This is a genomic window from Pseudomonas sp. NFACC32-1 (genome assembly GCF_900101215.1).
In the GTDB taxonomy this organism is placed as follows: Bacteria; Pseudomonadota; Gammaproteobacteria; order Pseudomonadales; family Pseudomonadaceae; genus Aquipseudomonas.
In genome coordinates this window covers 1-25,635 of record NZ_FMUL01000005.1, presented here as the reverse complement: position 1 = coordinate 25,635, position 25,635 = coordinate 1, and the positions used below count along the sequence as shown (strand labels likewise).

Here is a 25,635-nt window from a genome sequence, read left to right as displayed (position 1 = left end):
GCTTAAGCCCATTTTGAATGTCGCGTGGCCTGCAACCCAGCAGGGCCGCGGGTTTGCTCGTGCGCAAAGCAGGCCAAGAGCCACTAGTCGGACAGGCTCTACCAGCCCAAGGTTTCTTTCAAGAAAGGAATGGTCAGCTTGCGCTGGGCTTGAAGGGAGGCCTGGTCGAGGCGCTCGAGCAACTCGAACAGTGCACTCATGCTGCGGGTGCCACGGGTAAGAATGAAATGCCCCACCTCATCGGTCAGATGCAGTCCGCGCCGGGAAGCGCGCAACTGCAAGGCACGCAGCTTGTCTTCATCGGAAAGCGGACGCATCTGGAAGATCAGCGCCAGGGTGAGACGAGACTTGAGGTCCGCCAGCTTTACCGGCAACTCCCGGGGAGACGTGGAGGCAGCGATCAGCAGGCGCCGACCACTGTCCCGCAACCGGTTGAAAAGATGAAACAGCGCCTCTTCCCAATCGGCCTTGCCGGCCACGGCCTGGAGATCGTCCAGGCAGACCAGTTCGTATTGTTCGAGGTTGTCGAGGATTTCAACGCCACGGTCCAGCAATTCAGCCAATGGCAGGTACACCGCCGGCTCGCCCAATTGCTCGAATCTCAGGCAGGCCGCCTGCAACAGGTGCGTACGCCCAACCCCATCCTTGCCCCACAGGTAGATCAGACTCTCGGTCCAGCCGGCGTCGGCTTCGCATAGCCGCTCGACATAGCCGAGTGCAGCGGCATTCGCGCCTGGGTAGTAGTTGATGAAGGTGGCGTCATCACGCAGACGCACACCTAGGGGCAACTGAATCGGTTTCATGCTGGCTGGACAGTTCCAAGGAACCGTTAGTGGCCTCTGTGTAAAGTTCGCAAAGTTTATACTCGTGAAGCAGACCGCACAATGCGCCGCTCCACGAGCAAAATCAAAGGTTTGCAGCAGCAACACGGCATGGCGACCATTTCCCTGGCGCCCCGGCCGGTCGCGCCCTACAGATCGGGGTCTTCGACGCCACTGTAGAGGTCCGAATCCTTATACAGGTCACGCGCGTGGCGCACCAGCACCATGATGACCGCCGCCACCGGCAGCGCCAGCAGGATCCCGGTAAAACCAAACAACTCACCGCCTGCCAGGATCGCGAAGATCACCGCCACCGGGTGCAGGCCGATGCGATCGCCCACCAGCAACGGAGTCAGCACCATGCCTTCCAGGGCCTGGCCCACCATGAATACCGCCACGATGCCGACCATGGGATACAGGTCGCCACCAAACTGGAACAGCCCGGCGATCAACGCCGCGCCGATACCGATCACGAAGCCCATGTACGGTACGATGGCCGCCAGGCCGGCGATCATGCCGATCAGCAGACCCAACTCCAGCCCAACCAGCATCAGTCCCGCCGCATAGATGAAGCCCAGCGCCACCATCACCAGCAACTGCCCCCGCACAAACGCACCCAGCACCTCGTGGCATTCGCCGGTGAGGGTCATGATCTGCTCCTCCCGGTGACGCGGCAGCAGGCCGCGGATCTTGGCCATCATCAGGTCCCAGTCCCGCAACAGATAGAAACTCACCACCGGAATCAGCACCAGGTTCGCCAGCCACCCCATCAAGGCCAGGCTCGAGGCTGTGGCCTGGCTCAGCACCACGCCAACGATGTCGGTGGTCTGGCCCATATGTTCGCTGATGGCAGCCTTGACCTTGTCGAACTTCCAGAAACCATCCGCCAGACCCAGCCTGGACTGTACCCAGGGCACTGCTGTGTGCTGTAGCCAATCGAGCATCTGCGGTGCCAGTTCATACAGGCGCAGCAGTTGCTTGGCCAGCATGGGAATCAACACCAGCAACAGCGCGATGACGATCAGGGTAAACAGGGCAAACACCGTCACCACGCCCCAGGTCCGCGACAGGCCGAGCTTCTCCAGGCGATCCACCACCGGATCGAACAGATAGGCCAAGAGCAGCGCCACCAGGAACGGGGTCAGAATCGGATGCAACAGATAGATTAGCGCGCACAGCAGGGCGACCCCGCCCAACCAGAACCAACGCCGCGTATCACCCATGAACAACTCCTGGCTATATAGAAGGAAAACTACCAGCGAAACCGCAGGTTGGCCGTCGGTGCGGGGGGCGCAGCGGGGGCCGTGGCCGAACCCTCGGCTGGCGGTTGTGCCGCAGGAACGGGCGCGATGCTCTCGCCGGCCGGAATTTCCTGCAGTTTCGCCAGGGCCAGCTGCGCCTTGAGCTGCTCCGCACTGCCATTGACCCGATAGACGATCCGATCCCCTTCGACCCGCTGCAATTGCCCGCCGAACGGCTCCAGCAAACGCCCCAGGGCGGCATAACGCTCGAAGTTCATGCCCTGCACTTCCAGCAACTGTTCGGTTGCCACCCCTGGCTTGGCGACGAAGCGCGGGGCCAGACGCTGACTCACCGCCAGCATCACCGCATCGGCCAGCGCGGCGGCATCGGCGCCCTGGGCACTGCCCTGTTCCCGTTGATTGCCCAGCCACAGGCGCCAGGTGCCCTTCCACTGACCGCCCTCTTCCTTGGCATGGACCGCCAGCAGCGCATCGGCGCCGTAGCGCTCCGATGCGGCGCGCAACGGAGCCGGGTCAGTGCCCTCCAGGTTCGGCGCGGTAGCGACGATCTGTTCGCTCAGGTCAGCCAGTGGCAATAGCAGTGGCAAGCCCCGATGCTGGGCGGCGCGGCGCAACGGCGCGGCGCTGGGCTGCCCGTCACCCACCAGGCTCGAACCCTCGGTCGAGTCGTTCAGCCACCAGCCCAGGATCGAAGGCCGGTTCGCGCCCCACAGTGACAGCCCTGCCGAACGCAGGGCGCGATCGGTGCTCACCGGATCGAAGTCCACCTTCAGGCTCTCGGGAGGGCCGGCGTCGTAGCCATACTGGAGAATGATCTGCTGCGGGTCCTTGCGGAGCGCCGCCAGCCCGGGGTTCTGTGCCGCCCCGGCATCGCCGGTCAGACGCAGCACCAGCGTGTCCAGGGCGCGCAATGTCGCCTGGTTGCGCTCGTCCGGCGACTGGCTCGCGACGGGCTCGTAGACTTGATAAAGACCATTGAGGGGTTCGGCCTGGCTCGCCAGGCTGATCAACGCCAGGCAGCCCACAGACAAGAATTTGATCAGACGCATGGAAGATTCCCGGACATGACGGCTGGAACAGGCCGTGTGAAGAAAACGAAGCATGGCTGTGACCACGGCATGCGCCAAAACACTCACACACCGATGGAAGTTTTGCGCGGTCGTCACCATAGCCGGTTACGGCTACACCTTATACAGCCGCATCGTGCAGCACCAATAGAAGAAATATCGGTTTTTTTCTGCGGATATGTTCCTGCCCGTCGGCGCGAGGATGGCCGCTGCCCCACAAGCCTGATAAAATCGCGCGCCTTCGCAGACCGGCAACGGCTGGGCATCCGGAATCACTCGCACAACGAGTATTCAATGGCCCCGGCGGTCGGTCGTTACCCAGAAATCCCCCCCTAAAGGCCTGGATCATGAGCAAGCAACCCTCCCTGAGCTACAAGGACGCCGGTGTAGACATCGACGCCGGTGAAGCATTGGTCGAACGCATCAAGAGCGTCGCCAAGCGCACTGCGCGTCCGGAAGTCATGGGCGGCCTGGGCGGTTTCGGCGCCCTCTGCGAGATCCCGGCCGGCTACAAGCAACCGGTGCTGGTCTCGGGCACCGACGGCGTGGGCACCAAGCTGCGCCTGGCACTGAACCTGAACAAGCACGACAGCATCGGTATCGACCTGGTGGCGATGTGCGTGAACGACCTGGTCGTCTGCGGCGCCGAGCCACTGTTCTTCCTCGACTACTACGCCACCGGCAAACTGAACGTCGACACCGCAGCCCAGGTGGTGACCGGCATCGGCGCCGGCTGCGAGCTGTCCGGCTGCTCCCTGGTCGGTGGTGAAACCGCCGAGATGCCAGGCATGTACGAAGGCGAGGACTACGACCTGGCCGGCTTCTGTGTCGGCGTCGTGGAAAAAGCCGAGATCATCGACGGGTCGAAAGTCGCCACCGGCGACGCCCTGCTTGCCCTGCCGTCCTCCGGTCCGCACTCCAACGGCTACTCGCTGATCCGCAAGATCATCGAAGTGTCCGGCGCCGACATCGAAAACACCCAGCTCGACGGCAAGCCGTTGACCGACCTGTTGATGGCCCCGACCCGCATCTACGTCAAGCCGCTGCTCAAGCTGATCAAGGACACCGGCGCCGTCAAGGCCATGGCCCACATCACCGGTGGCGGCCTGCTGGACAACATCCCGCGCGTCCTGCCAAAAGGCGCCCAGGCGGTGGTCGACGTGGCGAGCTGGACCCGCCCCGCGGTGTTCGACTGGCTGCAGGAAAAAGGCAACGTCAATGAAACCGAAATGCACCGCGTGCTGAACTGCGGCGTGGGCATGGTCATCTGCGTGGCCCAGGAGCACGTCGAGACCGCCCTGAACGTGTTGCGTGAAGCCGGCGAGCAGCCTTGGGTCATCGGCCACATCGCTGCGGCAGCCGAAGGCGCCGCCCAGGTCGAGCTGAAAAACCTTAAGGCACACTGATGCACGAACGGATGTCTGCAACCTGTGACGTCGTGGTGCTGCTGTCAGGCACCGGCAGCAACTTGCAGGCCCTGATCGACAGCACGCGGACCGGAGACAACCCGGTCCGCATCCGCGCGGTGATTTCCAACCGCGCCGATGCCTACGGCCTGCAACGCGCCAAGGAGGCGGGAATCGAGACCCGCGTCCTGGATCACAAGGCATTCGATGGCCGCGAAGCCTTCGACGCCGCACTGATCGAACAGATCGACGCCTTCAGTCCCCAACTGGTGGTCCTGGCCGGCTTCATGCGCATCCTCAGCGCCGGCTTCGTGCGTCATTACCAGGGCCGGCTGTTCAATATCCATCCTTCGTTGCTACCCAAATACAAAGGGTTGCACACTCACCAGCGCGCACTGGAGGCCGGGGACACGGAGCATGGCTGCTCGGTGCACTTCGTCACCGAGGAACTCGATGGCGGACCACTGGTCGTACAGGCAGTAATACCGGTAGAGTTGCACGACACGCCGCAAAGCCTGGCACAACGGGTCCACGCCCGGGAACACCAGATCTACCCGATGGCCGTGCGTTGGTTTGCCGAAGGACGGCTGACCCTCGACGATCGTGGTGCCTCGCTGGACGGCCAGTTGCTCGCCGCCAGCGGCCATTTGATTCGATACTAGGAGATTTTATGCGTCGCGCCCTGCTCTTCGCCTGCGCCCTGCTTGCCCTGCCTCTGGCACAGGCCGCGGAGCTTCAACCCTTCTCCGCCAGCTACACCGCCGACTGGAAACAATTGCCCATGAGCGGCACTGCCGAGCGCAGCCTGACCAAGGAAGCCAACGGCACCTGGAAGCTGAGCTTCAAGGCATCGATGATGATTGCCGGCCTGACGGAAGAAAGCACCCTGACCCTGGACAAGGACACCCTGCTGCCTCAGTCCTACCACTTCGAGCGCAGCGGCCTGGGCAAGGCCAAGAAGGCCGACCTGGACTTCGACTGGAACACGAAGATGGTCACCGGCACCGATCGCGGCGACGCGGTGAAGCTGCCGCTCAACCGAGGCATGGTGGATAAATCCACCTACCAGCTGGCCTTGCAGCACGATGTGGCCGCCGGCAAGAAGAGCATGAGCTATCAGGTGGTCGATGACGGCGAAGTCGACACCTATGACTTCCGCGTACTGGGCGCCGAAAAAGTCGAAACCAAGGCCGGGCAGATCGACGCGATCAAAGTGGAGCGTGTGCGCGACCCGACACAAAGCAAGCGCATCACCGTACTCTGGTTCGCCAAGGACTGGGATTACCTGCTGGTACGCCTGCAACAGGTCGAGACCGACGGCAAGGAGTACAACATCATGCTCCAGGACGGCACGGTCAACGGCAAGCCAGTCAAAGGCAGCTGATCCGGCTCGATAATCAGGAAGCCCCGCATATGCGGGGCTTCTTTTTGTCCGGGATGCCATGCCTTGCGTGCACCTGCTCACGATGGAAGTGGGCTGGCACACGGTATCGCGGGCAGCCTCTTTCCCCAGGGAAGCAGCTTCGCTGGATGGTTGCCGCGCCAATATGAAACCTTTTTCATGATGCCTCCCTGCGACCGAATGCCGCGCCCGGCCTGGGCTGTACGACCGCTGCGCTTTCCATGAAAACTTCTTAACGGACCGGGGCATTTACTTAGCAGGCTACGCAAACCTATAACAAAGTCCTGCACACGTTTTGCTGCAGATGACAGAGATTGGAGTTTGCAAAGATGACTGTGAAAGTAATTGAACGCGATGATGCCCACATGTCCCACGAAGCCATTGCCGCCGGCATCCGGATCTGGGATGTGCATCAGCAGGATCTGCTGGTGGGGATGTTCCATTCGGAGACAGACGCCCATAGCTACAAGGCGGAGCTGGAGCGCGAGGAAATGCTGCGCTCGCGGGAGACGGCAGAATCCTGAACAACGAAAAACCTGTGGGAGCGAGCGTGCTCGCGATAGCGGAGTGTCAGTCGCCATATGGGGCACTGATAACCACTATTGCGAGCACGCTCGCTCCCACAGGTTTTGTGTTTCAGTTCAACTGATATTGCGTCCGGCTCACCACATCAAATCATCCGGAATCTGATACGCCGCGTACGGATCGTCGGCATCCACTTCTTCGGTCTGGGTATTGAGCTGCACAATACGCTTGGGATCTCGCTCCTGGATTTTCAACGCCGCTTCGCGGGGGATCACTTCATAACCGCCGGCATGATGGACGATCGCCAGCGAGCCGCTGCTCAGCTTGTTACGCATCAGGGTGTTGACCGAGATACGCTTGACCTTCTTGTCGTCGACAAAGTTGTAGTAATCATCGGTGGTCAGCTTCGGCAGGCGCGAGACTTCGATCAACTGCTTGATCTGGGCGGCACGGGCCTTCTGCTCGGCCTTTTCCTGTTGCTGGCGATTGAGCTCCTGGTCACGCCGCGCCTTCTCCGCCATGGCCTCCTGGGCCGCGCGCTGCTGGGAGTCGTCCAGTTCGATCTGGCCCTTGTGGGCCAGGCGCTGCTGCTTCTGCTTCTCTTTGCCGACCTGCTTGACCTGCTTTTGGTTGACCAGCCCTGCTTTGAGCAACTGGTCGCGAAGGGAAAGGCTCATGGTGCTTACTCACTTAGGCAACGGCCTCAGCCGCAGCTGGGCAAATTCTTTTCCTGACGTTTGGCTTCGCCCCACAAGGCGTCCAATTCTTCTAGGGTGCAATCTTCCATGGGACGGTGGGTGTCGCGCAATGCCTGTTCGATAAATCGAAAACGCCGCTCGAATTTCCCATTGGCGCCGCGCAGTGCGGTTTCCGGATCGACCTTGAGATGACGGGCCAGGTTCACCACGCTGAACAGCAGGTCGCCGACCTCCTCGCCAATGGCTTGTGGGTCATTGTCGGCCATGGCTTGCAGCACTTCGTCCAGCTCCTCGCGAACCTTGTCCAGCACCGGCAGTGGACCCGGCCAGTCGAAACCGACCTGGCCCGCCCGTTTCTGCAGCTTCGCCGACCGGGATAACGCCGGCAGGGCCGCTGGCACATCGTCGAGCAGTGACAACTGCTCCGGAGCGCAGGCCTTTTCAGCCCGCTCCTCAGCCTTGATCTGCTCCCAGCGATGCTTGACCTGCTCCTCGCTCAGGCGCGGTACATCCAGCGGCGCGTAGAGATCGCCGGTGGGAAATACGTGAGGATGGCGCCGGATCAGCTTGCGGGTGATGCTGTCGACCACACCGGCGAATTCAAAGCGGTTTTCTTCCCGGGCCAGCTGGCTGTAATACACCACCTGGAACAACAGATCGCCCAATTCGCCTTGCAGGTGATCGAAGTCGCCGCGCTCGATGGCATCGGCGACTTCGTAGGCTTCTTCCAAGGTATGGGGAACGATGGTCGCGTAGGTTTGCTTGATGTCCCACGGGCAACCGTACTGGGGGTCCCGCAGACGGTTCATCAAGTGGAGCAGGTCTTCGAGGCTGTACATCAATCCATCCCATCACAAAAAAGTCCTGTGGGAGCAAGCTCGCTCCCACTTTTTCGGACTGCGCTTAACCTGGTGTCCGGTTACGCCGGGTCTCGATGATGTTCGGCAACTGGGAAATCCGCCCCAACAGGCGGCCTAGCGCATCCAGCCCCGGAATCTCGATGGTCAGGGACATCAGTGCGGTGTTGTCTTCCTTGTTCGAACGGGTGTTGACCGCCAACACGTTGATCCGCTCATTGAGCAGCACCTGAGACACGTCACGCAGCAACCCGGAGCGATCGTAGGCGCGAATGATGATGTCCACCGGATAGGTGAGCACGGGCACCGGGCCCCAGCTGACCTGGATGATCCGTTCCGGCTCGCGGCCGGCCAGTTGCAGCACCGAGGCACAGTCCTGGCGGTGAATGCTCACGCCGCGCCCCTGGGTGATGTAGCCGACGATCGCATCCCCCGGCAACGGCTGGCAGCAGCCGGCCATCTGGGTCATCAGGTTGCCGACCCCCTGGATCTGGATATCGCCGCGCTTGCCCGGCTTGTAGCCAGTGGCCTTGCGCGGGATCAGCTCCAGTTGTTCGTTGCCACGCTCCGGCTCCACCAGTTGCTGGGCCAGGTTGACCAGTTGCGCCAGGCGCAGGTCCCCGGCCCCGAGGGCGGCGAACATGTCGTCGGCGGTCTTCATGTTGGCCTTTTCGGCCAGCTTGTCGAAATCCACCTGCGGCAGGCCAAGGCGACTGAGCTCGCGCTCGATCAAGGTCTTGCCGGCGGCGACGTTCTGGTCGCGAGCCTGCAGCTTGAACCAATGGACGATTTTCGCCCGAGCCCGCGACGTGGTGATATAGCCCAGGTTCGGGTTCAGCCAGTCACGGCTCGGCGTGCCGTGCTTGCTGGTGATGATCTCGACCTGTTCACCGGTCTGCAGGCTGTAGTTGAGCGGTACGATCCGCCCGTTGATCTTGGCGCCACGGCAGTTATGGCCGATCTCGGTGTGGACCCGGTAGGCGAAGTCCAGGGGCGTCGCACCCTTGGGCAGGTCGATGGCATGCCCGTCGGGGGTGAAGATGTAGACCCGGTCCGGCTCGATATCCACCCGCAACTGCTCGGCCAGGCCGCCGATATCACCCAGTTCCTCGTGCCACTCCAGGACCTGGCGCAGCCAGGAAATCTTTTCTTCGTAGTGGTTGGAGCCGGACTTGACGTCGGTGCCCTTGTATTTCCAGTGCGCGCAGACACCCAGCTCGGCTTCCTCGTGCATGGCGTGGGTGCGGATCTGCACCTCCAGTACCTTGCCTTCGGGACCGATCACCGCAGTGTGCAGCGAGCGATAGCCGTTTTCCTTGGGGTTGGCGATGTAGTCGTCGAACTCCTTGGGAATGTGTCGCCACAGGGTATGGACGATCCCCAGGGCGGTGTAGCAATCGCGCATTTCCGGAACCAGCACGCGAACAGCGCGAACGTCGTAGATCTGGCTGAATTCCAGCCCTTTGCGCTGCATTTTGCGCCAGATCGAATAGATGTGCTTGGCCCGGCCGCTGATATCGGCTTCCACGCCGGTGGCCTGCAATTCTTCGCGCAGCTGGGTCATCACATCGGTGATGAAACGCTCACGGTCCAGGCGTCGCTCATGCAGCAGCTTGGCGATCTGCTTGTACTGGTCGGGCTCCAGGTAGCGGAAGGACAGATCCTCCAGCTCCCACTTGATGTGACCGATGCCGAGACGGTGGGCCAGGGGGGCATAGATGTCGAACACTTCCCGGGCGACGCGATTGCGCTTCTCGTCGTCGGCGGACTTCACCGCACGGATCGCACAGGTCCGCTCGGCCAGCTTGATCAACGCGACGCGCACGTCGTCGACCATGGCCACGAGCATCTTGCGCAGGTTCTCTACCTGGCCCTGGGTACCCAGGACCATGGAATGGCGCGGACTGAGGCTGGCGCTGATGGCCGCCATGCGCAGCACGCCGTCGATCAGCTTGGCGACCACCGCACCGAAGCGCTGGCTGACCACCGGGAGCGGGATCTGCCCTTCGCGAACGCCGCGGTACAGCACCGCGGCCACGAGGGAATCCTGGTCGAGCTTGAGGTCGGCGAGGATCTCGGCAATCTCCAGGCCCGTATGAAAACTCGAGGTGCCTTCGGACCAGAGGTTCTTCGCCGCATTGTGTTGCTGTTCCGCCTCGCGAGCGAACTCGCAGGCTTGCTTCAAGGCTTCGCGATCCAACGCCATGTCGATGCTGACCGCGTGATCGAGCCAAGCCTCGAGATTGATACTGCCGTCGGTGTTGATCGGCTGGTGTGCTCTCACCTGTACCATCTTTACTTACCTTCCCTATGACGCAGATTCAATGCGTCAACATCGCTGACCTTCGTTGTCCGTGCTTCCGCCCAGGACTGTAGCGGGTTGGCACGAACGGGTCAGTCGGACAAGCCATCCTGGCTCGCTTCAAATAACGCCATGGCCTCGACATGCGCCGTCTGAGGAAACATATCGAGAATCCCGGCACGTTTTAACCGGTAGCCCTGCTTGATCAATTCGACCGTGTCCCGGGCCAAAGTTGCCGGGTTGCACGATACATATACCAACCGTCCGGCGCCCAGGGAGGCCAGCTTGCGCACCACCTCGAAAGCACCGTCACGGGGTGGGTCCAAGAGTACCGCAGAAAAGCCTTCGCCGATCCATTCGGCACCCGCCAGCGGCTGGGATAAATCGGCCTGAAAAAAGGCAGTGTTATGCAAATTGTTGCTGAGCGCGTTGGCCGCAGCCCGATCCACCATGACCTGCACGCCCTCGACGGCGACGACTTCGCGTACCTGCCTGGCCAGTGGCAAGGCGAAATTGCCCAGGCCACAGAACAGATCCAGCACCCGCTCCTCGGGCCGAGGCGCCAGCCATTGCAAGGCCTGGGCAATCATCGCCTCGTTGATGCCGGCGTTCACCTGGATGAAATCCCCCGGTCGATAGGCCAGCTCCAGGCCCCAGGGATCCAGGCGATAACCCAGGGTCTGGCCGGGCTCCGCCGGTTGCGGCTCGCCCTCTCCATGAAGCCACAACTGGGCCTCATGGAACGCGCAGAAATCCTTGAGGATCGTCAGGTCGGCCTCCGATAGTGGTGCCATGTGCCTTAGCAACACCGCCAGGGACGAGCCGGCGAACAACTCCACATGGCCAAGTGCCTGGGGCTTGCTCAGGCGCCTGAGCATATCCGGCAGGCGGCTCATGATCGGCTGCAAGGGCTGTACCAGCACGGGGCAATCGCCAATGGCAACGATGTCCTGGCTGCCGGCCGCACGCAAACCCACCTCGAGCTTCTTCGCTTTCTGATCCCAGCGCACGGCCACCCGGGCGCGACGTCGATAAGCGAACTCCGGCCCGCTCAGCGGCGCGGCCCACTCCTCGGGTTCGACGCCGGCCACCCGCGACAACTGCTCGGCGAGCATGCGCTGTTTCAGGGCGAGCTGTTCTTCGTGGGGCAAATGCTGGACGCTGCAGCCTCCGCATTGACCGGCGTGGGCACAGGCTGCCGGGCGGCGCAGTTCACTGGTCTGGAACACGCGCTCGGTGCGCGCCTCGACCACCTTGCCATGGGCACCGAGCACCCGAGCCTCGACCTCCTCGCCGGCCAGGGCACCGATGACGAACCAGGTACGGCCATCGACAAAGCCGATACCCCGGCCATCGTTGGCCAGGCGTTCGATGCTCAAGCGCTGCTTTTTGCCGGTGGGCACCTGGGGGGCCCGGCTTCCGCCGCTGGGCTGGAAGCGCAGGCCTCTTTCATGCCTGGCCATCAGTTGGGCGCGTCGAAAATGCCGGTGGACAGGTAACGGTCGCCCCGGTCGCAGATGATCGCCACGATCACCGCGTTTTCAACTTCCTTGGACAAGCGCAGCATGCCCGCCACGGCACCGCCCGAAGACACGCCGCAGAAAATACCCTCTTCCCGGGCCAGCCGACGGGTCACGTCCTCGGCCTCACTCTGGGCCATGTCGATGATGCGGTCCACGCGATCGGCCTGGTAGATCTTCGGCAGATATTCCTCGGGCCAGCGACGAATGCCCGGAATGGCCGAGCCCTCCATCGGCTGCAGACCAATGATCTGTACCTCCGGATTCTGTTCCTTGAGGTAGCGCGAAGTGCCCATGATGGTACCGGTGGTGCCCATCGAACTGACGAAATGGGTAATGGTGCCGCCGGTCTGGCGCCAGATCTCGGGGCCGGTGCTGGTGTAGTGGGCCTCGGGGTTGTCGCCGTTGGCGAATTGATCCAGCACCTTGCCACGCCCTTCGGCCTGCATGCGCTCGGCCAGGTCCCGGGCGCCTTCCATGCCTTCGTCCTTGGACACCAGGATCAATTCGGCACCGTAGGCGGTCATCGCCGCCTTGCGTTCGGCGCTGGAATTGTCGGGCATGATCAGGATCATCTTGTAACCCTTGATGGCCGCCGCCATGGCCAAGGCGATACCGGTATTGCCGGACGTCGCCTCGATCAGGGTGTCGCCGGGCCGGATCTGTCCACGCAGTTCACCCCGGGTGATCATCGACAGCGCCGGCCGATCCTTGACCGAACCCGCCGGGTTGTTCCCTTCAAGCTTGAGCAAAAGCGTGTTGCTGGTGGCGCCAGGCAGGCGCTGCAAACGGACCAGCGGGGTGTTGCCGACGCAATCGGCGATGGTGGGGTACTGCAATGTCATGGCGTATTCGCAATCCGGGCTGCGGGGGCGCCTATCATACCGGCAAACGTTGCCAGGCCATATCACGCAAAGTGTGGTGGTTATGGCTTATGGGAATAAGCGGGTCATGAGATGGAGAGACAGGGCTTGATCCCGCCGGGCTGCGAGCTATCGCCGACCTCGCGAACACGGGGAGGTGAAGCAAGTCTGGCTGGGAACCTCTCCCATGGAACCAGTCCACCTGTCCGCGACTGCCAGACCTATACCTTCTGTACGTCAAATACCCCATCAGCTTTCTGGTGATCCACGGTTTTCACGTCAAAACGACCTTTGTATTTGTTTTTTATCTCGATGGTCTCAAGGGTCAAGTCTCCAGTGTTTGCTGCCCCTGAGAAACCGTGGAACGACATCTGTATCCAGATATTATGTTTCTTGATCTCATAGGTACCCGGCGCCGTCAGAGAGCTGAACTGCACGATGACAATACCTTTATCCTCTCCTATAACCCCGACAATGGAGTTATCGGGCTGATCCAGAATATAAACGTCCTCAGTTTTGGTGACCTGCCCATTAAGCGTGATGGTTATTGAGCCTTTCGCATCAAGCCTGGGAGCAGCTTTTATAGCTTTCATCCTTTCTTTGTCGCTCAGGGTGTTCATGTCTTTCTCCTCAGGTAGTTAATAACTCAACGACACCGAGCTTAAAAAACAGAAAAGAAGCCCACACCTGTCAAGATCGACAGTCCCGACCGATGGTCAATAGCGAGCCGGAAGTGACACATGGTCTGGCTGCCCACGGATCATCGCGAGTTTGACCCTGCCCCCAGACGCCAGCGCCGTTTATCGCCGTGGACAATTGCCCGGCAGTACGGATACGAGACGCGCATGAATTTTACGGAGATTGCCCGCCCGCAAATCGCTACACTGCGCAGGTATTGCATGCCGGATGCGTGCAAGTTCGATCTGACCGCTGGATGCAGGAGACAAGTGTGCTCAAGAAACTGGGAATCAAAGGCCGCGTACTGTTGCTGACCCTGCTGCCGACCAGCCTGATGGCGCTGGTCCTGGGGGGCTATTTCACCTGGATGCAGCAATCTGACCTGCACGCCCAGTTGCTGCAACGCGGCGAAATGATCGCAGAACAGCTTGCACCATTGGTCGCCCCGGCCATGAGCCGCCAGGAGACCGACCTGCTGGAACGCATCGCCACCCAGTCCCTGGAACAGGCGGACGTGCGTGCCGTGACCTTCCTCGCGCCCGACCGCACACCGCTGGCCCATGCCGGCCCGACCATGCTCAACCGTGCGCCGGAAGGCAACAGCACCCAGTTGCTGCAGCGCACCGGCAACGATGCCACCCGCTATCTGTTGCCGGTATTCGGCAAGCATCGCAACCTGGCCGGCGAACTGATCCCCGAAGAGGCCGACCGCCTGCTGGGCTGGGTCGAACTGGAGCTGTCCCACAGCGGCATGTTGTTGCGCGGCTACCGTAGCCTGTTCGCCAGCCTGCTGCTGATCGCCGCCGGCCTGGGATTGACCGCGCTGCTGGCCCTGCGCATGGGCCGTACCATCAACCGGCCGTTGAGCCAGATCAAGCAAGCCGTGGCACAACTCAAGGACGGTCATCTGGAAACCCGCCTGCCCCCCTTGGGCAGCCAGGAACTGGATGAACTGGCATCGGGCATCAACCGCATGGCGGGCACCCTGCAGAATGCCCAGGAGGAATTGCAGCACAGCATCGACCAGGCCACCGAGGACGTGCGCCAGAACCTGGAGACCATCGAGATCCAGAACATCGAGCTGGACCTGGCCCGCAAGGAAGCCCTGGAGGCGAGCCGGATCAAGTCCGAATTCCTGGCGAACATGAGCCATGAGATCCGTACGCCGCTCAACGGCATCCTGGGCTTCACGCACCTGCTGCAGAAAAGCGAGCTGACCCCGCGCCAGCTCGACTACCTGGGCACTATCGAGAAATCCGCCGACAGCCTGCTGGGCATCATCAACGAGATCCTCGACTTCTCGAAGATCGAGGCCGGCAAGCTGGTGCTCGACAGCATTCCGTTCAACCTGCGCGACCTGTTGCAGGACACCCTGACCATCCTCGCGCCCGCCGCCCACGCCAAACAGCTGGAGCTGGTGAGCCTGGTCTACCGGGACACCCCGCTGTCGCTGGTGGGCGACCCCCTTCGCCTCAAGCAGATCCTCACGAACCTGGTAAGCAATGCCATCAAGTTCACCCGCGAAGGCACCATCGTCGCCCGTGCCATGCTCGAAGACGAGCATGAAGACAGCGTGCAACTGCGCATCAGCATCCAGGACACCGGTATCGGCCTGTCGAGCCAGGACGTACGGGCGCTGTTCCAGGCCTTCAGCCAGGCCGATAACTCATTGTCCCGGCAACCGGGCGGTACCGGCTTGGGCCTGGTGATTTCCAAGCGCCTGGTGGAACAGATGGGCGGCGAAATCGGCGTCGACAGCACACCGGGCGAGGGCTCGGAGTTCTGGATCAGCCTGCGTCTGCCCAAGACCCGTGACGACGCCGAGGACCTGCCCGGCCCACCGTTGCTGAGCCGTCGCGTGGCCCTGCTGGAAAATCACGAACTGGCGCGCCAGGCCCTGCAGCACCAGCTGGAAGACTGTGGCTTGCAAGTCACGCCATTCAATACCCTGGAGAGCCTGACCAACGGCGTGACCATCGCCCACCAGACCGACCAGGCCATCGACCTGGCCGTGCTGGGCATCACCAGCAACGACATGCCGCCGGAACGCCTCAACCAGCATGTCTGGGACCTTGAGCACCTGGGCTGCAAGGTCCTGGTACTGTGCCCTACCACCGAACAGACGCTGTACCACCTCTCGGTGCCCAACCCCCACAGCCAGCTGCAGGCCAAGCCGGCCTGCACCCGCAAGTTGCGTCGCTCTCTGTCCGACCTGATCAACCCGCGCCCGCCCCGCAGCGAACCCAGCGAACCCGTGGCCAGCCGCGCCCCCAAGGTGTTGTGCGTGGACGACAACCCGGCCAACCTGCTGCTGGTGCAAACCCTGCTCGAGGACATGGGGGCCAAGGTGCTGGCGGTGGAAAGTGGCTATGCCGCGGTCAAGGCCGTGCAGAAGGAGACTTTCGATCTGGTCCTGATGGATGTCCAGATGCCCGGCATGGACGGCCGCCAGAGCACCGAGGCGATCCGTCAGTGGGAAAGCGAGCGGCACTGCACGCCACTGCCCATCGTCGCCCTCACCGCCCATGCCATGGCCAACGAGAAACGCGCGTTGCTGCAAAGTGGAATGGACGACTACCTGACCAAGCCCATCAGCGAGCGCCAGCTGGCCCAGGTAGTGCTCAAATGGACTGGCCTGGCCTTGCGCAACCAGACGCCGGAGCGGGGCCATGAAGCCCAGGGCAGCGGCGAGCTGCTGGTGCTGGACCACGAGGAAGGCCTGCGCCTGGCCGCCGGCAAGGCGGACCTGGCGGCGGACATGCTGGCCATGTTGCTGGCTTCCCTGGAGGCCGACCGCGAAGCGATTCGCCAGGCCAACGAAGCCAACGACCACAATGCCCTGATCGAACGGGTGCATCGCCTGCATGGCGCGACACGCTACTGCGGCGTCCCCCAGTTGCGTGCCGCCTGCCAGCGCAGCGAAACCCTGCTCAAGCAACAGGACCCGAAAGCTGCCGCCGCCCTCCAGGATCTGGACAATGCCATCGACCGTCTGGCCAGCGAGGCGCGTGTCAGCGCCTGACCCAGGGCAATAGCCATCGGGACGATTGCGGCTAAGCTGATGCCATTCCAGTGCCAGGAGGCCGCCATGCGCGTAATTTTTTTCAGCAGCCAGACTTATGACCGCGACAGTTTCACCAACGCCCCGCTGCCGGCGGGTATCGAGTTGCAGTTCCAGCCGGCGCGCCTGAACCTGGACACCGTGGCCCTGGCCGAGCGCCACGAGGTGGTCTGTGCGTTCATCAACGATGACCTGAGCGCCCCGGTACTGGAACAACTGGCGGCCGGCGGCACCCGGCTGATCGCCCTGCGCTCGGCCGGCTACAACCATGTCGACCTGCCCGCCGCCAAACGCCTGGGCTTGAGCATCGCCCGGGTACCGGCCTACTCCCCCCATGCTGTGGCCGAACATGCGGTGGCGTTGATTCTGACCCTCAATCGCTGCCTGCACCGCGCCTACAACCGGACCCGAGACGGCAACTTCAGCCTGCATGGCCTGACCGGATTCGACCTGGTGGGCAAGACCGTCGGCGTGATCGGCACCGGGCAGATCGGCGCCACCTTCGCCCGGATCATGGCCGGCTTCGGCTGCCAGTTGCTGGCCCATGACCCCTACCCCAACCCTCAGGTGCAAGCCCTGGGGGCTCGCTACCTGCCCCTGGACGAGCTGCTGGCCCAAGCCCAGATCGTCAGCCTGCACTGCCCGCTGAACGAACAGAGCCGCCATCTGATCAACGCCCAGTCCCTGGCGTCGATGCAACGCGGCGCCATGTTGATCAACACCGGACGCGGTGGCCTGGTGGACACACCGGCCTTGATCGAGGCACTGAAGAACGGCCAATTGGGCTATTTGGGGTTGGATGTCTATGAAGAAGAGGCCGATCTATTCTTCATGGACCGCTCCGACCAGCCCTTGCAGGACGATGTGCTGGCACGCCTGCTGACCTTCCCCAACGTGGTGATCACTGCTCACCAGGCCTTTCTCACCCATGAAGCCCTGGCGGCGATTGCCATGACCACCCTGGATAACATCGCAGCGTGGGCGGCCGGCACGCCGAAAAACCTGGTTGAGCGCTAGACCTGAACCGGCCTTCCCCCAGTGGGAGTTTCGTCGGCAGGATTCGTGGTTGACTATCCCAGGCCATGCCCCGTGCTAGCATGTCGCGCCTATTTGGAGGACCCATGGCCGAACACGATTTCCGCTACACCCTGATGAATCCGCACCACACCCTGACTGAAGTCCGCGCCCTGGCGCCGGGCCGATACCAGGTGACCGGCAATGGCGGTTCGATCCAGGCCAACGATGTGCTGCTGGTCACGCTCAAGGGCAGCAAGGACTTGTCCATGCGCCTTACCGTGGACACTGTCCGGCATTTGCTCAAGCCCATGGGCCAGTGGACCGCCATGACCACCGGTCCGGTCTTTGGCGAACTGGCGATCCATACCTGGCAGGTCAACTGCGATCGCTGCGCCAAGGCACTGAGTTTCGAATTTGCCGTGGATGCCAAGCTCGGCAGCAAGGCCCAGAAACCAGCCGCCACCGCACGCATCGCCGAGCTAGGCTGGACCACCCAGGGCGAAAAACACCTGTGCCCCGAATGCCAGGACGCCGCCTGATGAAACATCCGCTTGCCCTCGCGCTGATCGGCGTCGGCCTGATGGGGTGTGCCGCCGAGCCGGTTCGGTTGCAACAGAACCGCAGCTACATCCTGGAATGGATCGGCGAACGCCCGTTGATGGACTACAGCCACCTGACCATCACCCTCGGCGAGGACGGCCGGGCCTATGGCAACGGTGGCTGCAATCACTGGTTCGCGCCTTATACGCTGGAAGGCGAACGCCTGAGCTTCGGCAAGATCGGCAGCACCCGCAAACTCTGCGGCCCGGCGCTGATGGAGCAGGAAGCGCGCTTCTTGCAGGCATTGGAAAAGGTCGAGCGCTGGGACATTTCCCCCATCGAGCAGATCCGTTTCTGGCCGGCCCAGGGCAAGCCGCTGCGCTGGTGGCTCGAAGAAGGCTGAGTCCTTCAGGCGAAGATCCTGGATCCGGCATGGATCCCCTGTGGCGAGGGGATCCCACCTGTCAAAACAAGGGTTATTTGAACGCCTGCAACGCCTCAAGCTTCGCCATCACCCCCGCCGCCGTCTGTTCCCCCAGCAACTGCTCGCGCACCTTGCCCTGGTTGTCGATGATGTAGGTCACCGGCAGCCCCTCGCTGCGGGGCAGGTCGAAGATCTCGGCCGGATCTCGGGCCAGCACGGTGAAACGGATGCCCATCTTCTCGCTGGCGCTCTTGAGTTCCTCGCCCTGCACCTGATCGAAATTGACCCCGAACACGCCGATGCCGCGCCCCTTGAGCTGCTCGGACAAGGCGTTGAACTCAGGAATTTCGGTGCGGCACGGTGCGCACCATTCGGCCCAGTAGTTGACCACCAGCCATTGCTTGTCCAGCCGCTGCGAGGCAATGGCCTGGCCGTTCTGGTCCACACCATAGTCATTGCCGCAACCGGCGAGCAATAAAGAGCCCATCAATGCCAATGCCGCCGTCAGTCGCCTTGTCATGTGCTGTCCTTGTATGAATGTGAATGCCTGGCACCTGCGCAGGATGCCTGGCACCTCGTGGCACAGTAGAATAGCCGCCACCTTACGCAAGATGCGACCCGCTCATGACCGACCTGACGCTTTATCACAACCCGCGCTGTTCGAAATCCCGTGGTGCACTGCAACTGCTGGAGGACCGAGGCCTCGCGCCCAGCGTGGTTCATTATCTGGAAACCCCGCTCGACGCCACGCAGCTGGAGCGCCTGCTGGGCAAGCTCGGTATCACCGCCCGACAACTGCTGCGCACTGGCGAGGAGCAATACGCGGCCCTGAACCTGGCCGATCCAGGCCTGAGCGAAGCCCAGCTGATCGCCGCGATGGCCGCGCACCCGAAACTCATGGAGCGCCCGATTCTCGAAGTCGGTGACAAGGCCGTCATCGGCCGGCCACCGGAAAAGATCCTGGAGATCCTGCCGTGAGCACGCCGTACATCCTGGTGCTGTATTACAGCCGCGGTGGCGCCACCAACGAAATGGCCCGGCAGATCGCCCGCGGCGTCGAGCAGGCCGGTCTGGAAGCCAGGCTGCGTACGGTGCCGGCAGTGTCCACCGAGTGCGAAGCGGTGTCCCCGGAAATTCCCGGCCAGGGCCCACTGTACGCCACCCTCGATGACCTGAAGCACTGCGCCGGCCTGGCCCTCGGCAGTCCGACCCGTTTCGGCAACATGGCCGCACCGCTCAAGTATTTTCTCGACGGCACCAGCAACCTGTGGCTGACCGGCGCACTGGTGGGCAAACCGGCCGGGGTGTTCACCTCCACCGCCAGTCTGCATGGCGGCCAGGAAACCACTCTGTTGTCGATGATGCTGCCGCTGCTGCACCACGGCATGCTGATCACCGGCCTGCCCTACAGCGAATCGGCACTGATCGACACCCAGGGCGGCGGTACCCCCTACGGGCCGAGCCATCATGCGGGCGCCGACGGTAAAAGCGGCTTGAACGAACACGAAGTGACCCTGTGCCGGGCCCTGGGTTCGCGCCTGGCGAAAACCGCGCAACTGTTGGAGAACGGCCGTGGCTAAGAAGCCCAAGACCCTGCCGCCGATCCAGTGGCTGGAACCACGCGTGCGCGTCGCCCGCGCCGTGAGCCTGCTGTGCTTTTTCGGCCTGGTGGGGCTGCTCTGCGTGTACTACCTGCTCATCGCCGACCTGCACGGCGCCCGGCCCTGGGTGATCCTGCTGATCGAGCTGGTGCCGCTGCTGATCCTGGCGCCGGGCATGATCATGGGCAGCGCCCGTGGCCACTCCTGGATGTGCTTTGTGGTGAACCTGTATTTCATCAAGGGTGCGCTGGCGGCCTATGACCCGAACCGGCAGTGGTTCGGCGTGCTGGAAATGGCCGCGAGCGTGGCGGTGTTCTGCTCGGCCTTGCTGTATGTGCGCTGGCGGTTCCAGTTGAACCGGCGCTTGGCTGGTGAGGGAGATATCCCCGTCGCCTGATGAACCGCTATCGCGAGCAAGCTCGCTCCCACAGGGTGTCACTGAGTCATTGTGGGAGCGAGCCTGCTCGCGATGGCCGCCATGCGGTCTCAATGATTCACGGTATAGGCCAGCATCATCGAGATCTGGCTCATGGGCCTGCCGCCACTCTCCTCATGCCACCGGTTGAAGGCATTCTGCACCGTCGCCAGATCCCGCAGGCTGGTGGGAACCTTGTCGATGATGTCCTGGGCATTGAGGGCGGCCACCACGTCGTAGCTGGGCACGAAAGTGTCCTTGCCCATCATCCGCAGGAAGCGCGGCGCCGACAGGCCGCCCAACTGATGGCCGTGTTTTTTCAGGTAGGTCCACAGGCCGACGATGTCAGTCACCGGCCAGTCGGCAACCAGCGCGCCAAAGCTGCCCTTTTCATGGGCCACGTCCAGAATCAGCTGCGCATTGCGCGGCACGCTCTTGAGCTTGCCCAGGTGCCGGATGATCCTTGCGTCCTGCATCAGCCGCTCCAGGTGCTCAGCGCTCATCAGCACGACCTTTTCCGGGTCGAACCCGAAGAACACCTCTTCGAATGCCGGCCACTTGGCATCCACGAGGCTGTGCTTGAGCCCGGCGCGAAAGACCCGCAGCGCCAGGGTCGACAGGTAGCGATCGTCGCTGATCTTGCGCAGTTGCGCCGGGGTCTTGGGCACCGGCAGGTGAGCCTCCAGTTCAGTCGTCGAACCGAAGCGGTTCAGACAATACTCGTGCAGCCACTTGTAGTCGCGCATGCCCTCTCCTGGGGTCTGAAATGAAAACGGCGCCAGTGGCCTTCATAGCCACTGGCGCCGTGAATAGAGCGGTTGGCACCGTCAGAGGTTCACCACGTTGACGAACCGCGGCGTGGCGTTTTCGTCGATGCGCAGGTTGGTGAAATCGAACAGGTTGCGGTCGGCCAATTGCGATGGAACGACGTTCTGCAGGCCGCGGAAAATGCTCTCGGTACGGCCCGGGGTCTTGCGTTCCCACTCCTGGAGCATCTCCTTGACCACCTGGCGCTGCAGGTTCTCCTGGGAGCCGCACAGGTTGCAGGGGATGATGGGGAATTGCTTGAAATCCGAATAGGCCTGGATGTCCTTTTCGCTGCAATAGGCCAGCGGACGGATCACCACGTTGCGCCCGTCGTCGGCCCGCAGCTTGGGCGGCATGGCCTTGAGCGTTCCGTTGTAGAACATGTTCAGGAAGAAGGTCTCGACGATGTCATCGCGGTGATGACCCAGGGCCATCTTGGTTGCACCGATCTGGTCGGCGAAGGTGTAGAGCGTACCGCGACGCAGGCGTGAACACAGCGAGCAGGTGGTCTTGCCTTCGGGGACCAGCTCCTTGACCACCGAGTAGGTGTCCTTCTCGACGATGTGGTATTCCACGCCGAGGGACTCCAGGTAGGCCGGCAGCACATGCTCGGGGAAACCGGGCTGCTTCTGGTCCATGTTCACCGCGACGATGTCGAATTTGATCGGCGCAACCTTCTGCAAATGCATCAGGACATCCAGCAGGGTGTAGCTGTCCTTGCCGCCGGACAGGCAGACCATGACCTTGTCGCCATCCTCGATCATGTTGAAATCGGCGACCGCCTCACCGGCCTGGCGGCGCAGGCGCTTTTGCAGTTTGTTCTGGTTGACCGTAAGAGTGCCCATGACGCGAAATCCGTGAGGTGTGACGAAAGGCCGGCATTTTACGCAAAAAACCCACTTTCAGCGAAGACCCATGATGAACGCTGATTGTGGCGAGGGAATTTTCCCTGCTGGAGTGCGAAGCGCCCCGCTCCACTGGCTTCCCAGCCTGACACTGCAGATGAGGGGAGCTGTTGCATGGTCCAGCGGGATAAGTCCCCTGGCCACGGGTAAGCCCCGCCTACCGCACCGGCGCAAGACTCATCGGCGATTAATAGACTTTTCTACAGCGCGATTTGCTCTAAGCCCCTAGTCCCACTAGGGATAACTCCTTTCTATACTGCGTCATAAGGTCGCACACATATTCAGACCTTTACTTACTTGGCCATTTGGCCCGTAGGCGCTCCGTTGGGGGGCGATGGCAATAACAAAGGAGTGACTGACTATGATCCATCATGTCGTGGGGCTCTTTACCCACCCTGATCAAGAATGGAAGGAAATCCGTGGCGATCAGGAGGAAAGCATCAGCCACATGTACCTCACCCATACGCTGATTCTCGCGGCCATCCCCGCAGTATCGGCGTTTATCGGCACCACGCAGGTGGGATGGGTCATCGGCAATCGCCCACCGGTGATGCTTACCCAGGAAAGCGCGCTATGGATGACCATCATGTCGTACCTCGCCATGTTGGGTGGGGTGGCTGTGATGGGTGCCTTCATCCACTGGATGGCCCGTACCTATGACGCCAATCCGAGCCTGGCCCGTTGCGTCGCGTTCGCCACCTATACCGCGACACCGTTGTTCATCGGCGGGCTGGCGGCGCTCTACCCGCACATGTGGCTGGGGATGATCGTCGGCACGGCAGCGATCTGCTACACGGTCTACCTGTTGTACGTGGGCCTGCCCACCTTCATGAACATTCCCCAGGACGAAGGGTTCCTGTTTTCCAGCTCGGTGCTCGCCGTCGGCCTGGTGGTGCTGGTCGCGATCATGGCGTTCACGGTCATTGTCTGGGGGCTGGGCGTCGGCCCGGTCTACACCAACTGAACTCCAAGGCTCACCTATAAAAACAGGATCTGCCAATACAGGCCGCCGCAAGGCGGCCTTCCTGTGCCTGGAACAGCCAAGACGACCATTGGGCGCCCGGGCGATTCGCAATGGCCGGCGCTTGCGGCATACTCGGGGTTCTGGAGACCCGTAAAGCATGCTCGAGCAACTCAATACCCGCGTCGAAGAGTGTTACCAACAAGCCGAAGCCTTTTTCAAACGTTCCTTCAAACGCCCCGTAGTCAGCTTCAAATTGCGTGGCCAGAAAGCCGGTGTCGCGCATCTGCACGAGAACCTGCTGCGCTTCAACCCGCAGTTGTACCGGGAAAACGCTGAGGATTTCCTCAAGCAGACTGTCGCCCACGAAGTCGCGCACCTGATCGCCCATCAATTGTTCGGCGAACGCATCCAGCCCCACGGCGAGGAATGGCAACTGATCATGCGCGGGGTCTACGAACTGCCGCCCAATCGTTGCCACACCTACGAAATCAAGCGTCGCAGCGTGACCCGCTACATCTACAAATGCCCCTGCGACGGCAGCGACTTCCCGTTTTCGGCCCAGCGCCATCGCCTGGTGCGCCAGGGGCGGCGATACTTGTGCCGCAGCTGCCGCAATACCCTGGTGTTCAGTGGGGAAACGCGGGTGGAGTGATGCTCTTGTGGTGTGGGCCGGCCTCATCGCGAGCAGGCTCGCTCCCACAGGATCCGTGAATGCCAAAGATCCAGTGTGGGAGCGAGCCTGCTCGCGATGGCGGCCTTGCCGCCCTACAAAACCACCCCGCTCCTGCGCAATTCGGCAATCCGCCCAGCACTGAACCCCAACGCCCCCAACACCTGATCCGTATGCGCCCCCAGCCCCACGCCAACATGTCGAGGTTCGGGCAGGCCATCTGAAAACCTCAACGGACAGGCCATCTGAGCCTGGCTCGAACCATCCCCTCGGGGCACCTGTTTCACCAGCTCCCGAGCCTGTAACTGCGGATGCCGGACAGCTTCCGCCAGGCTCAGCACCGGCTCGACGCAAGCATCGACCCCGGCAAACAAGCCGCACAGCTCGGCAAAATCATGCTTCTGGAACTCGGTCTGCAGTGCCTGCTTAAGGGCGTATTGCTCTTCAGGCTTGGGCGACAGTCCCTGGGCCGCCAGTTCCGGTCGCCCCAAGGCCTCGCACAGTGCCTGCATGAAGGCCGGTTCCAGGCTGCCCACCGACATCCAGCGGCCATCCCGCGTGCGGTAATAATCGTAGAAGCTGCCGCCGTTGAGCAATTGGTCCTCCCTGCCCGGTTCGACACCACAGGCCAGGTAACCGGCGCCTGCCAGCGCGTTCAGGCTGAAGACACAATCGCTCATGCTTACATCCAGATGCTGGCCCTGTCCGCTCTGTTGCCGGGCAATCACCGCCGCCAGCAGCCCGATCACCCCATGCAACGAACCGCCGGCAATGTCCGCCGCCTGGATACCCAAAGGCAGCGGGCCGCTATCGGCACGGCCGGTATGGCTGGCAAGCCCCGTCAGGGCCAGGTAGTTGATGTCATGGCCGGCGCGGTCCCTGTAGGGCCCGGTCTGGCCATAGCCGGTAATCGACACGTAGATCAGCCGTGGATTGATAGCTTTAAGGGTGTCATATCCCAACCCCAGCCGCTCCATCACCCCGGGCCGGAACTGCTCCAGCACGATGTCGTACTCGCCAAGCAGTTGCCCGATGATCTCTCGTGCCGCGGGCTGCTTGAGGTCCAGGGCCAGGCTGCGCTTGTTGCGATTGAGGTAGGCATGACTGGCCGACACCCCCTGGTCATGGGGCGGCAGGTTGCGCACCAGATCCGGGCGGGTCGGCGATTCGATACGCAACACCTCTGCCCCCATGTCCGCCAGTAACAGTGAAGCGAACGGACCAGGCAACAGAGTCGAGAAATCCAGGACCTTGAGCGACGCCAACGGGCCTTGCATGGGTGACCTCCAGTGACTGAACGCTGAAAGACTAGGCAGGGGTTGGCGATGGGGCAATCACTGGATTCGTCACTTTGAATGACGATTGTGCTCACGGCCGACAGGGATCTCTTGGGGCAAGGGAACCCATCCGCTCACCACAAAACAAGTTCTTGCCTGAACAACCAGCGCAATAAAAAACCCGCCGAAGCGGGTTTAATGAGATGGTCAGCCTGACCGAGAAGCCCTGCAGGTTTACGCTTGCAGGGCTTTTCTCGTTTTCGGCGGAGGATCTCTCATGAACACGATGACGCTTCTCGGCATCGACATTGGTAAACACAGTTTCCATCTGCACGGCCAGGACGCCAAAGGTCATCAGGTTTTGCGCAAGAAAACCAGCCGCAGCCAATTGCTCGGCACATTGGCCCAACTGCCGGCCTGCACGGTGGTGATGGAGTCGTGTGGCGGTGCCCACTGGCTGGCTCGACAGGTTGAGGCATTGGGCCACGAGGTAAAACTGATTGCCCCGCAATACGTTAAGCCGTTCGTCAAAGGCAACAAAAACGACTTCATT

The 25,635-nt window shown here is 62.1% G+C and carries 27 protein-coding genes; 14 read left to right on the top strand and 13 right to left on the bottom strand.

The window, feature by feature from the left end; translation table 11 throughout:
* Window positions 1-98: 98 nt before the first annotated feature.
* The 3 genes from hda to BLP99_RS09925 form a co-directional block, all read right to left on the bottom strand.
* On the bottom strand, window positions 99-803 hold the full coding sequence (gene hda / locus BLP99_RS09935) for a DnaA regulatory inactivator Hda (protein WP_003178999.1): 705 nt from the start codon (window positions 801-803) through the stop codon (window positions 99-101).
* A gap of 167 nt (window positions 804-970) precedes the next feature.
* Complete coding sequence (locus BLP99_RS09930) at window positions 971-2,044, bottom strand: AI-2E family transporter (RefSeq protein WP_072394029.1); 1,074 nt, start codon at window positions 2,042-2,044, stop codon at window positions 971-973.
* Between the two features lie 29 nt (window positions 2,045-2,073).
* Window positions 2,074-3,132, bottom strand: a complete 1,059-nt coding sequence (locus BLP99_RS09925) for a DUF2066 domain-containing protein (RefSeq protein WP_072459621.1) — start codon at window positions 3,130-3,132, stop codon at window positions 2,074-2,076.
* A 365-nt stretch (window positions 3,133-3,497) separates the two neighbouring features.
* On the opposite strand from BLP99_RS09925, the gene purM reads away from it, so the two are divergent.
* From purM to BLP99_RS09905, 4 genes are all read left to right on the top strand, one after another.
* Window positions 3,498-4,556, top strand: coding sequence for a phosphoribosylformylglycinamidine cyclo-ligase (gene purM / locus BLP99_RS09920; protein WP_072394035.1), 1,059 nt, complete (start codon window positions 3,498-3,500; stop codon window positions 4,554-4,556).
* An 11-nt stretch (window positions 4,557-4,567) separates the two neighbouring features.
* The gene (purN, locus tag BLP99_RS09915; protein ID WP_072394152.1) at window positions 4,568-5,218 is read left to right on the top strand and encodes a phosphoribosylglycinamide formyltransferase; all 651 of its coding nucleotides are present in this window, start codon (window positions 4,568-4,570) and stop codon (window positions 5,216-5,218) included.
* Between the two features lie 8 nt (window positions 5,219-5,226).
* Complete coding sequence (locus BLP99_RS09910) at window positions 5,227-5,940, top strand: DUF3108 domain-containing protein (RefSeq protein ID WP_072394038.1); 714 nt, start codon at window positions 5,227-5,229, stop codon at window positions 5,938-5,940.
* A gap of 347 nt (window positions 5,941-6,287) precedes the next feature.
* Window positions 6,288-6,482 (top strand): hypothetical protein, encoded by a 195-nt coding sequence (locus BLP99_RS09905; RefSeq protein ID WP_072394041.1) that lies wholly within the window; start codon window positions 6,288-6,290, stop codon window positions 6,480-6,482.
* 138 nt (window positions 6,483-6,620) lie between these two features.
* On the opposite strand, the gene BLP99_RS09900 is transcribed toward BLP99_RS09905, so the two are convergent.
* The 6 genes from BLP99_RS09900 to BLP99_RS09875 form a co-directional block, all read right to left on the bottom strand.
* Complete coding sequence (locus tag BLP99_RS09900) at window positions 6,621-7,160, bottom strand: DUF2058 domain-containing protein (protein ID WP_072394044.1); 540 nt, start codon at window positions 7,158-7,160, stop codon at window positions 6,621-6,623.
* A 26-nt stretch (window positions 7,161-7,186) separates the two neighbouring features.
* Complete coding sequence (mazG, locus tag BLP99_RS09895; protein WP_072394047.1) at window positions 7,187-8,020, bottom strand: nucleoside triphosphate pyrophosphohydrolase; 834 nt, start codon at window positions 8,018-8,020, stop codon at window positions 7,187-7,189.
* Window positions 8,021-8,084: 64 nt separating this feature from the next.
* The gene (relA, locus tag BLP99_RS09890) at window positions 8,085-10,331 is read right to left on the bottom strand and encodes a GTP diphosphokinase (protein ID WP_072394050.1); all 2,247 of its coding nucleotides are present in this window, start codon (window positions 10,329-10,331) and stop codon (window positions 8,085-8,087) included.
* Between the two features lie 101 nt (window positions 10,332-10,432).
* Window positions 10,433-11,803 carry a 23S rRNA (uracil(1939)-C(5))-methyltransferase RlmD gene (gene rlmD / locus BLP99_RS09885; RefSeq protein ID WP_072394053.1) on the bottom strand — a complete coding sequence of 457 codons (1,371 nt, stop codon included), beginning with the start codon at window positions 11,801-11,803 and terminating at the stop codon, window positions 10,433-10,435.
* Entirely contained in the window at window positions 11,803-12,705 is a 903-nt protein-coding gene (gene cysM / locus BLP99_RS09880; RefSeq protein ID WP_072394056.1) for a cysteine synthase CysM, read from the bottom strand. Before cysM ends, rlmD begins: the two co-directional genes overlap by 1 nt.
* Before the next feature lie 239 nt (window positions 12,706-12,944).
* Window positions 12,945-13,343, bottom strand: coding sequence for a hypothetical protein (locus BLP99_RS09875; protein ID WP_072394059.1), 399 nt, complete (start codon window positions 13,341-13,343; stop codon window positions 12,945-12,947).
* 329 nt (window positions 13,344-13,672) lie between these two features.
* Here BLP99_RS09875 and BLP99_RS09870 point away from each other — a divergent pair, with 329 nt between their 5' ends.
* The 4 genes from BLP99_RS09870 to BLP99_RS09855 all read left to right on the top strand — a co-directional run bounded on the left by BLP99_RS09870 (window position 13,673) and on the right by BLP99_RS09855 (window position 18,422).
* A complete protein-coding gene (locus BLP99_RS09870) occupies window positions 13,673-16,423 on the top strand; it encodes a response regulator (protein WP_072394063.1) in 2,751 nt (916 codons plus the stop codon).
* A gap of 66 nt (window positions 16,424-16,489) precedes the next feature.
* Entirely contained in the window at window positions 16,490-17,479 is a 990-nt protein-coding gene (locus tag BLP99_RS09865; protein WP_072459618.1) for a 2-hydroxyacid dehydrogenase, read from the top strand.
* A 104-nt stretch (window positions 17,480-17,583) separates the two neighbouring features.
* A complete protein-coding gene (locus BLP99_RS09860) occupies window positions 17,584-18,018 on the top strand; it encodes a hypothetical protein (protein WP_072394070.1) in 435 nt (144 codons plus the stop codon).
* Complete coding sequence (locus BLP99_RS09855) at window positions 18,018-18,422, top strand: META domain-containing protein (protein WP_072394073.1); 405 nt, start codon at window positions 18,018-18,020, stop codon at window positions 18,420-18,422. Before BLP99_RS09860 ends, BLP99_RS09855 begins: the two co-directional genes overlap by 1 nt.
* Window positions 18,423-18,495: 73 nt before the next feature.
* On the opposite strand, the gene BLP99_RS09850 is transcribed toward BLP99_RS09855, so the two are convergent.
* Window positions 18,496-18,963, bottom strand: coding sequence for a TlpA disulfide reductase family protein (locus tag BLP99_RS09850; protein ID WP_072394076.1), 468 nt, complete (start codon window positions 18,961-18,963; stop codon window positions 18,496-18,498).
* Between the two features lie 104 nt (window positions 18,964-19,067).
* Here BLP99_RS09850 and arsC point away from each other — a divergent pair, with 104 nt between their 5' ends.
* From arsC to BLP99_RS09835, 3 genes are read left to right on the top strand one after another with little or no spacing between them, the layout of a single operon-like run.
* Window positions 19,068-19,421 carry an arsenate reductase (glutaredoxin) gene (arsC, locus tag BLP99_RS09845; protein ID WP_072394079.1) on the top strand — a complete coding sequence of 118 codons (354 nt, stop codon included), beginning with the start codon at window positions 19,068-19,070 and terminating at the stop codon, window positions 19,419-19,421.
* A complete protein-coding gene (gene wrbA, locus BLP99_RS09840) occupies window positions 19,418-20,023 on the top strand; it encodes an NAD(P)H:quinone oxidoreductase (protein ID WP_072394082.1) in 606 nt (201 codons plus the stop codon). Before arsC ends, wrbA begins: the two co-directional genes overlap by 4 nt.
* Entirely contained in the window at window positions 20,016-20,441 is a 426-nt protein-coding gene (locus BLP99_RS09835) for a DUF2069 domain-containing protein (RefSeq protein ID WP_072394085.1), read from the top strand. The genes wrbA and BLP99_RS09835 overlap by 8 nt, the downstream gene beginning before the upstream one ends.
* Window positions 20,442-20,530: 89 nt before the next feature.
* Here the strand turns inward: BLP99_RS09835 and BLP99_RS09830 are convergent, their stop codons facing one another.
* The gene (locus BLP99_RS09830; RefSeq protein WP_072394088.1) at window positions 20,531-21,205 is read right to left on the bottom strand and encodes a DNA-3-methyladenine glycosylase I; all 675 of its coding nucleotides are present in this window, start codon (window positions 21,203-21,205) and stop codon (window positions 20,531-20,533) included.
* A gap of 81 nt (window positions 21,206-21,286) precedes the next feature.
* Window positions 21,287-22,111, bottom strand: coding sequence for a tRNA 2-thiocytidine(32) synthetase TtcA (ttcA, locus tag BLP99_RS09825; protein ID WP_072394090.1), 825 nt, complete (start codon window positions 22,109-22,111; stop codon window positions 21,287-21,289).
* Between the two features lie 421 nt (window positions 22,112-22,532).
* Here ttcA and BLP99_RS09820 point away from each other — a divergent pair, with 421 nt between their 5' ends.
* On the top strand, window positions 22,533-23,135 hold the full coding sequence (locus BLP99_RS09820; protein WP_039591896.1) for a Yip1 family protein: 603 nt from the start codon (window positions 22,533-22,535) through the stop codon (window positions 23,133-23,135).
* Window positions 23,136-23,292: 157 nt separating this feature from the next.
* On the top strand, window positions 23,293-23,787 hold the full coding sequence (locus BLP99_RS09815) for a SprT family zinc-dependent metalloprotease (RefSeq protein WP_072394093.1): 495 nt from the start codon (window positions 23,293-23,295) through the stop codon (window positions 23,785-23,787).
* A 113-nt stretch (window positions 23,788-23,900) separates the two neighbouring features.
* On the opposite strand, the gene BLP99_RS09810 is transcribed toward BLP99_RS09815, so the two are convergent.
* Window positions 23,901-25,082 carry a CaiB/BaiF CoA transferase family protein gene (locus tag BLP99_RS09810; RefSeq protein ID WP_092180248.1) on the bottom strand — a complete coding sequence of 394 codons (1,182 nt, stop codon included), beginning with the start codon at window positions 25,080-25,082 and terminating at the stop codon, window positions 23,901-23,903.
* Between the two features lie 277 nt (window positions 25,083-25,359).
* On the opposite strand from BLP99_RS09810, the gene BLP99_RS09805 reads away from it, so the two are divergent.
* Window positions 25,360-25,635, top strand: a 276-nt coding sequence (locus BLP99_RS09805; RefSeq protein ID WP_143007941.1) for a transposase, incomplete at its 3' end; no start/stop codon positions are given.

What these genes read in the sequence shown, in the direction of transcription:
- BLP99_RS09860 (WP_072394070.1), top strand. Translation starts at nt 17,584, where the DNA reads ATGGCCGAACACGATTTCCGCTACACCCTGATGAATCCGCACCACACC.
- ttcA (WP_072394090.1), bottom strand. Translation starts at nt 22,111, where the DNA reads ATGGGCACTCTTACGGTCAACCAGAACAAACTGCAAAAGCGCCTGCGC.
- mazG (WP_072394047.1), bottom strand. Translation starts at nt 8,020, where the DNA reads ATGTACAGCCTCGAAGACCTGCTCCACTTGATGAACCGTCTGCGGGAC.
- BLP99_RS09865 (WP_072459618.1), top strand. Translation starts at nt 16,490, where the DNA reads ATGCGCGTAATTTTTTTCAGCAGCCAGACTTATGACCGCGACAGTTTC.
- BLP99_RS09810 (WP_092180248.1), bottom strand. Translation starts at nt 25,082, where the DNA reads ATGCAAGGCCCGTTGGCGTCGCTCAAGGTCCTGGATTTCTCGACTCTG.
- BLP99_RS09855 (WP_072394073.1), top strand. Translation starts at nt 18,018, where the DNA reads ATGAAACATCCGCTTGCCCTCGCGCTGATCGGCGTCGGCCTGATGGGG.
- BLP99_RS09910 (WP_072394038.1), top strand. Translation starts at nt 5,227, where the DNA reads ATGCGTCGCGCCCTGCTCTTCGCCTGCGCCCTGCTTGCCCTGCCTCTG.
- BLP99_RS09850 (WP_072394076.1), bottom strand. Translation starts at nt 18,963, where the DNA reads ATGACAAGGCGACTGACGGCGGCATTGGCATTGATGGGCTCTTTATTG.
- relA (WP_072394050.1), bottom strand. Translation starts at nt 10,331, where the DNA reads ATGGTACAGGTGAGAGCACACCAGCCGATCAACACCGACGGCAGTATC.
- BLP99_RS09820 (WP_039591896.1), top strand. Translation starts at nt 22,533, where the DNA reads ATGATCCATCATGTCGTGGGGCTCTTTACCCACCCTGATCAAGAATGG.
- BLP99_RS09930 (WP_072394029.1), bottom strand. Translation starts at nt 2,044, where the DNA reads ATGGGTGATACGCGGCGTTGGTTCTGGTTGGGCGGGGTCGCCCTGCTG.
- purM (WP_072394035.1), top strand. Translation starts at nt 3,498, where the DNA reads ATGAGCAAGCAACCCTCCCTGAGCTACAAGGACGCCGGTGTAGACATC.
- BLP99_RS09905 (WP_072394041.1), top strand. Translation starts at nt 6,288, where the DNA reads ATGACTGTGAAAGTAATTGAACGCGATGATGCCCACATGTCCCACGAA.
- cysM (WP_072394056.1), bottom strand. Translation starts at nt 12,705, where the DNA reads ATGACATTGCAGTACCCCACCATCGCCGATTGCGTCGGCAACACCCCG.
- BLP99_RS09900 (WP_072394044.1), bottom strand. Translation starts at nt 7,160, where the DNA reads ATGAGCCTTTCCCTTCGCGACCAGTTGCTCAAAGCAGGGCTGGTCAAC.
- rlmD (WP_072394053.1), bottom strand. Translation starts at nt 11,803, where the DNA reads ATGGCCAGGCATGAAAGAGGCCTGCGCTTCCAGCCCAGCGGCGGAAGC.
- BLP99_RS09925 (WP_072459621.1), bottom strand. Translation starts at nt 3,132, where the DNA reads ATGCGTCTGATCAAATTCTTGTCTGTGGGCTGCCTGGCGTTGATCAGC.
- BLP99_RS09815 (WP_072394093.1), top strand. Translation starts at nt 23,293, where the DNA reads ATGCTCGAGCAACTCAATACCCGCGTCGAAGAGTGTTACCAACAAGCC.
- purN (WP_072394152.1), top strand. Translation starts at nt 4,568, where the DNA reads ATGTCTGCAACCTGTGACGTCGTGGTGCTGCTGTCAGGCACCGGCAGC.
- BLP99_RS09875 (WP_072394059.1), bottom strand. Translation starts at nt 13,343, where the DNA reads ATGAACACCCTGAGCGACAAAGAAAGGATGAAAGCTATAAAAGCTGCT.
- hda (WP_003178999.1), bottom strand. Translation starts at nt 803, where the DNA reads ATGAAACCGATTCAGTTGCCCCTAGGTGTGCGTCTGCGTGATGACGCC.
- arsC (WP_072394079.1), top strand. Translation starts at nt 19,068, where the DNA reads ATGACCGACCTGACGCTTTATCACAACCCGCGCTGTTCGAAATCCCGT.
- BLP99_RS09830 (WP_072394088.1), bottom strand. Translation starts at nt 21,205, where the DNA reads ATGCGCGACTACAAGTGGCTGCACGAGTATTGTCTGAACCGCTTCGGT.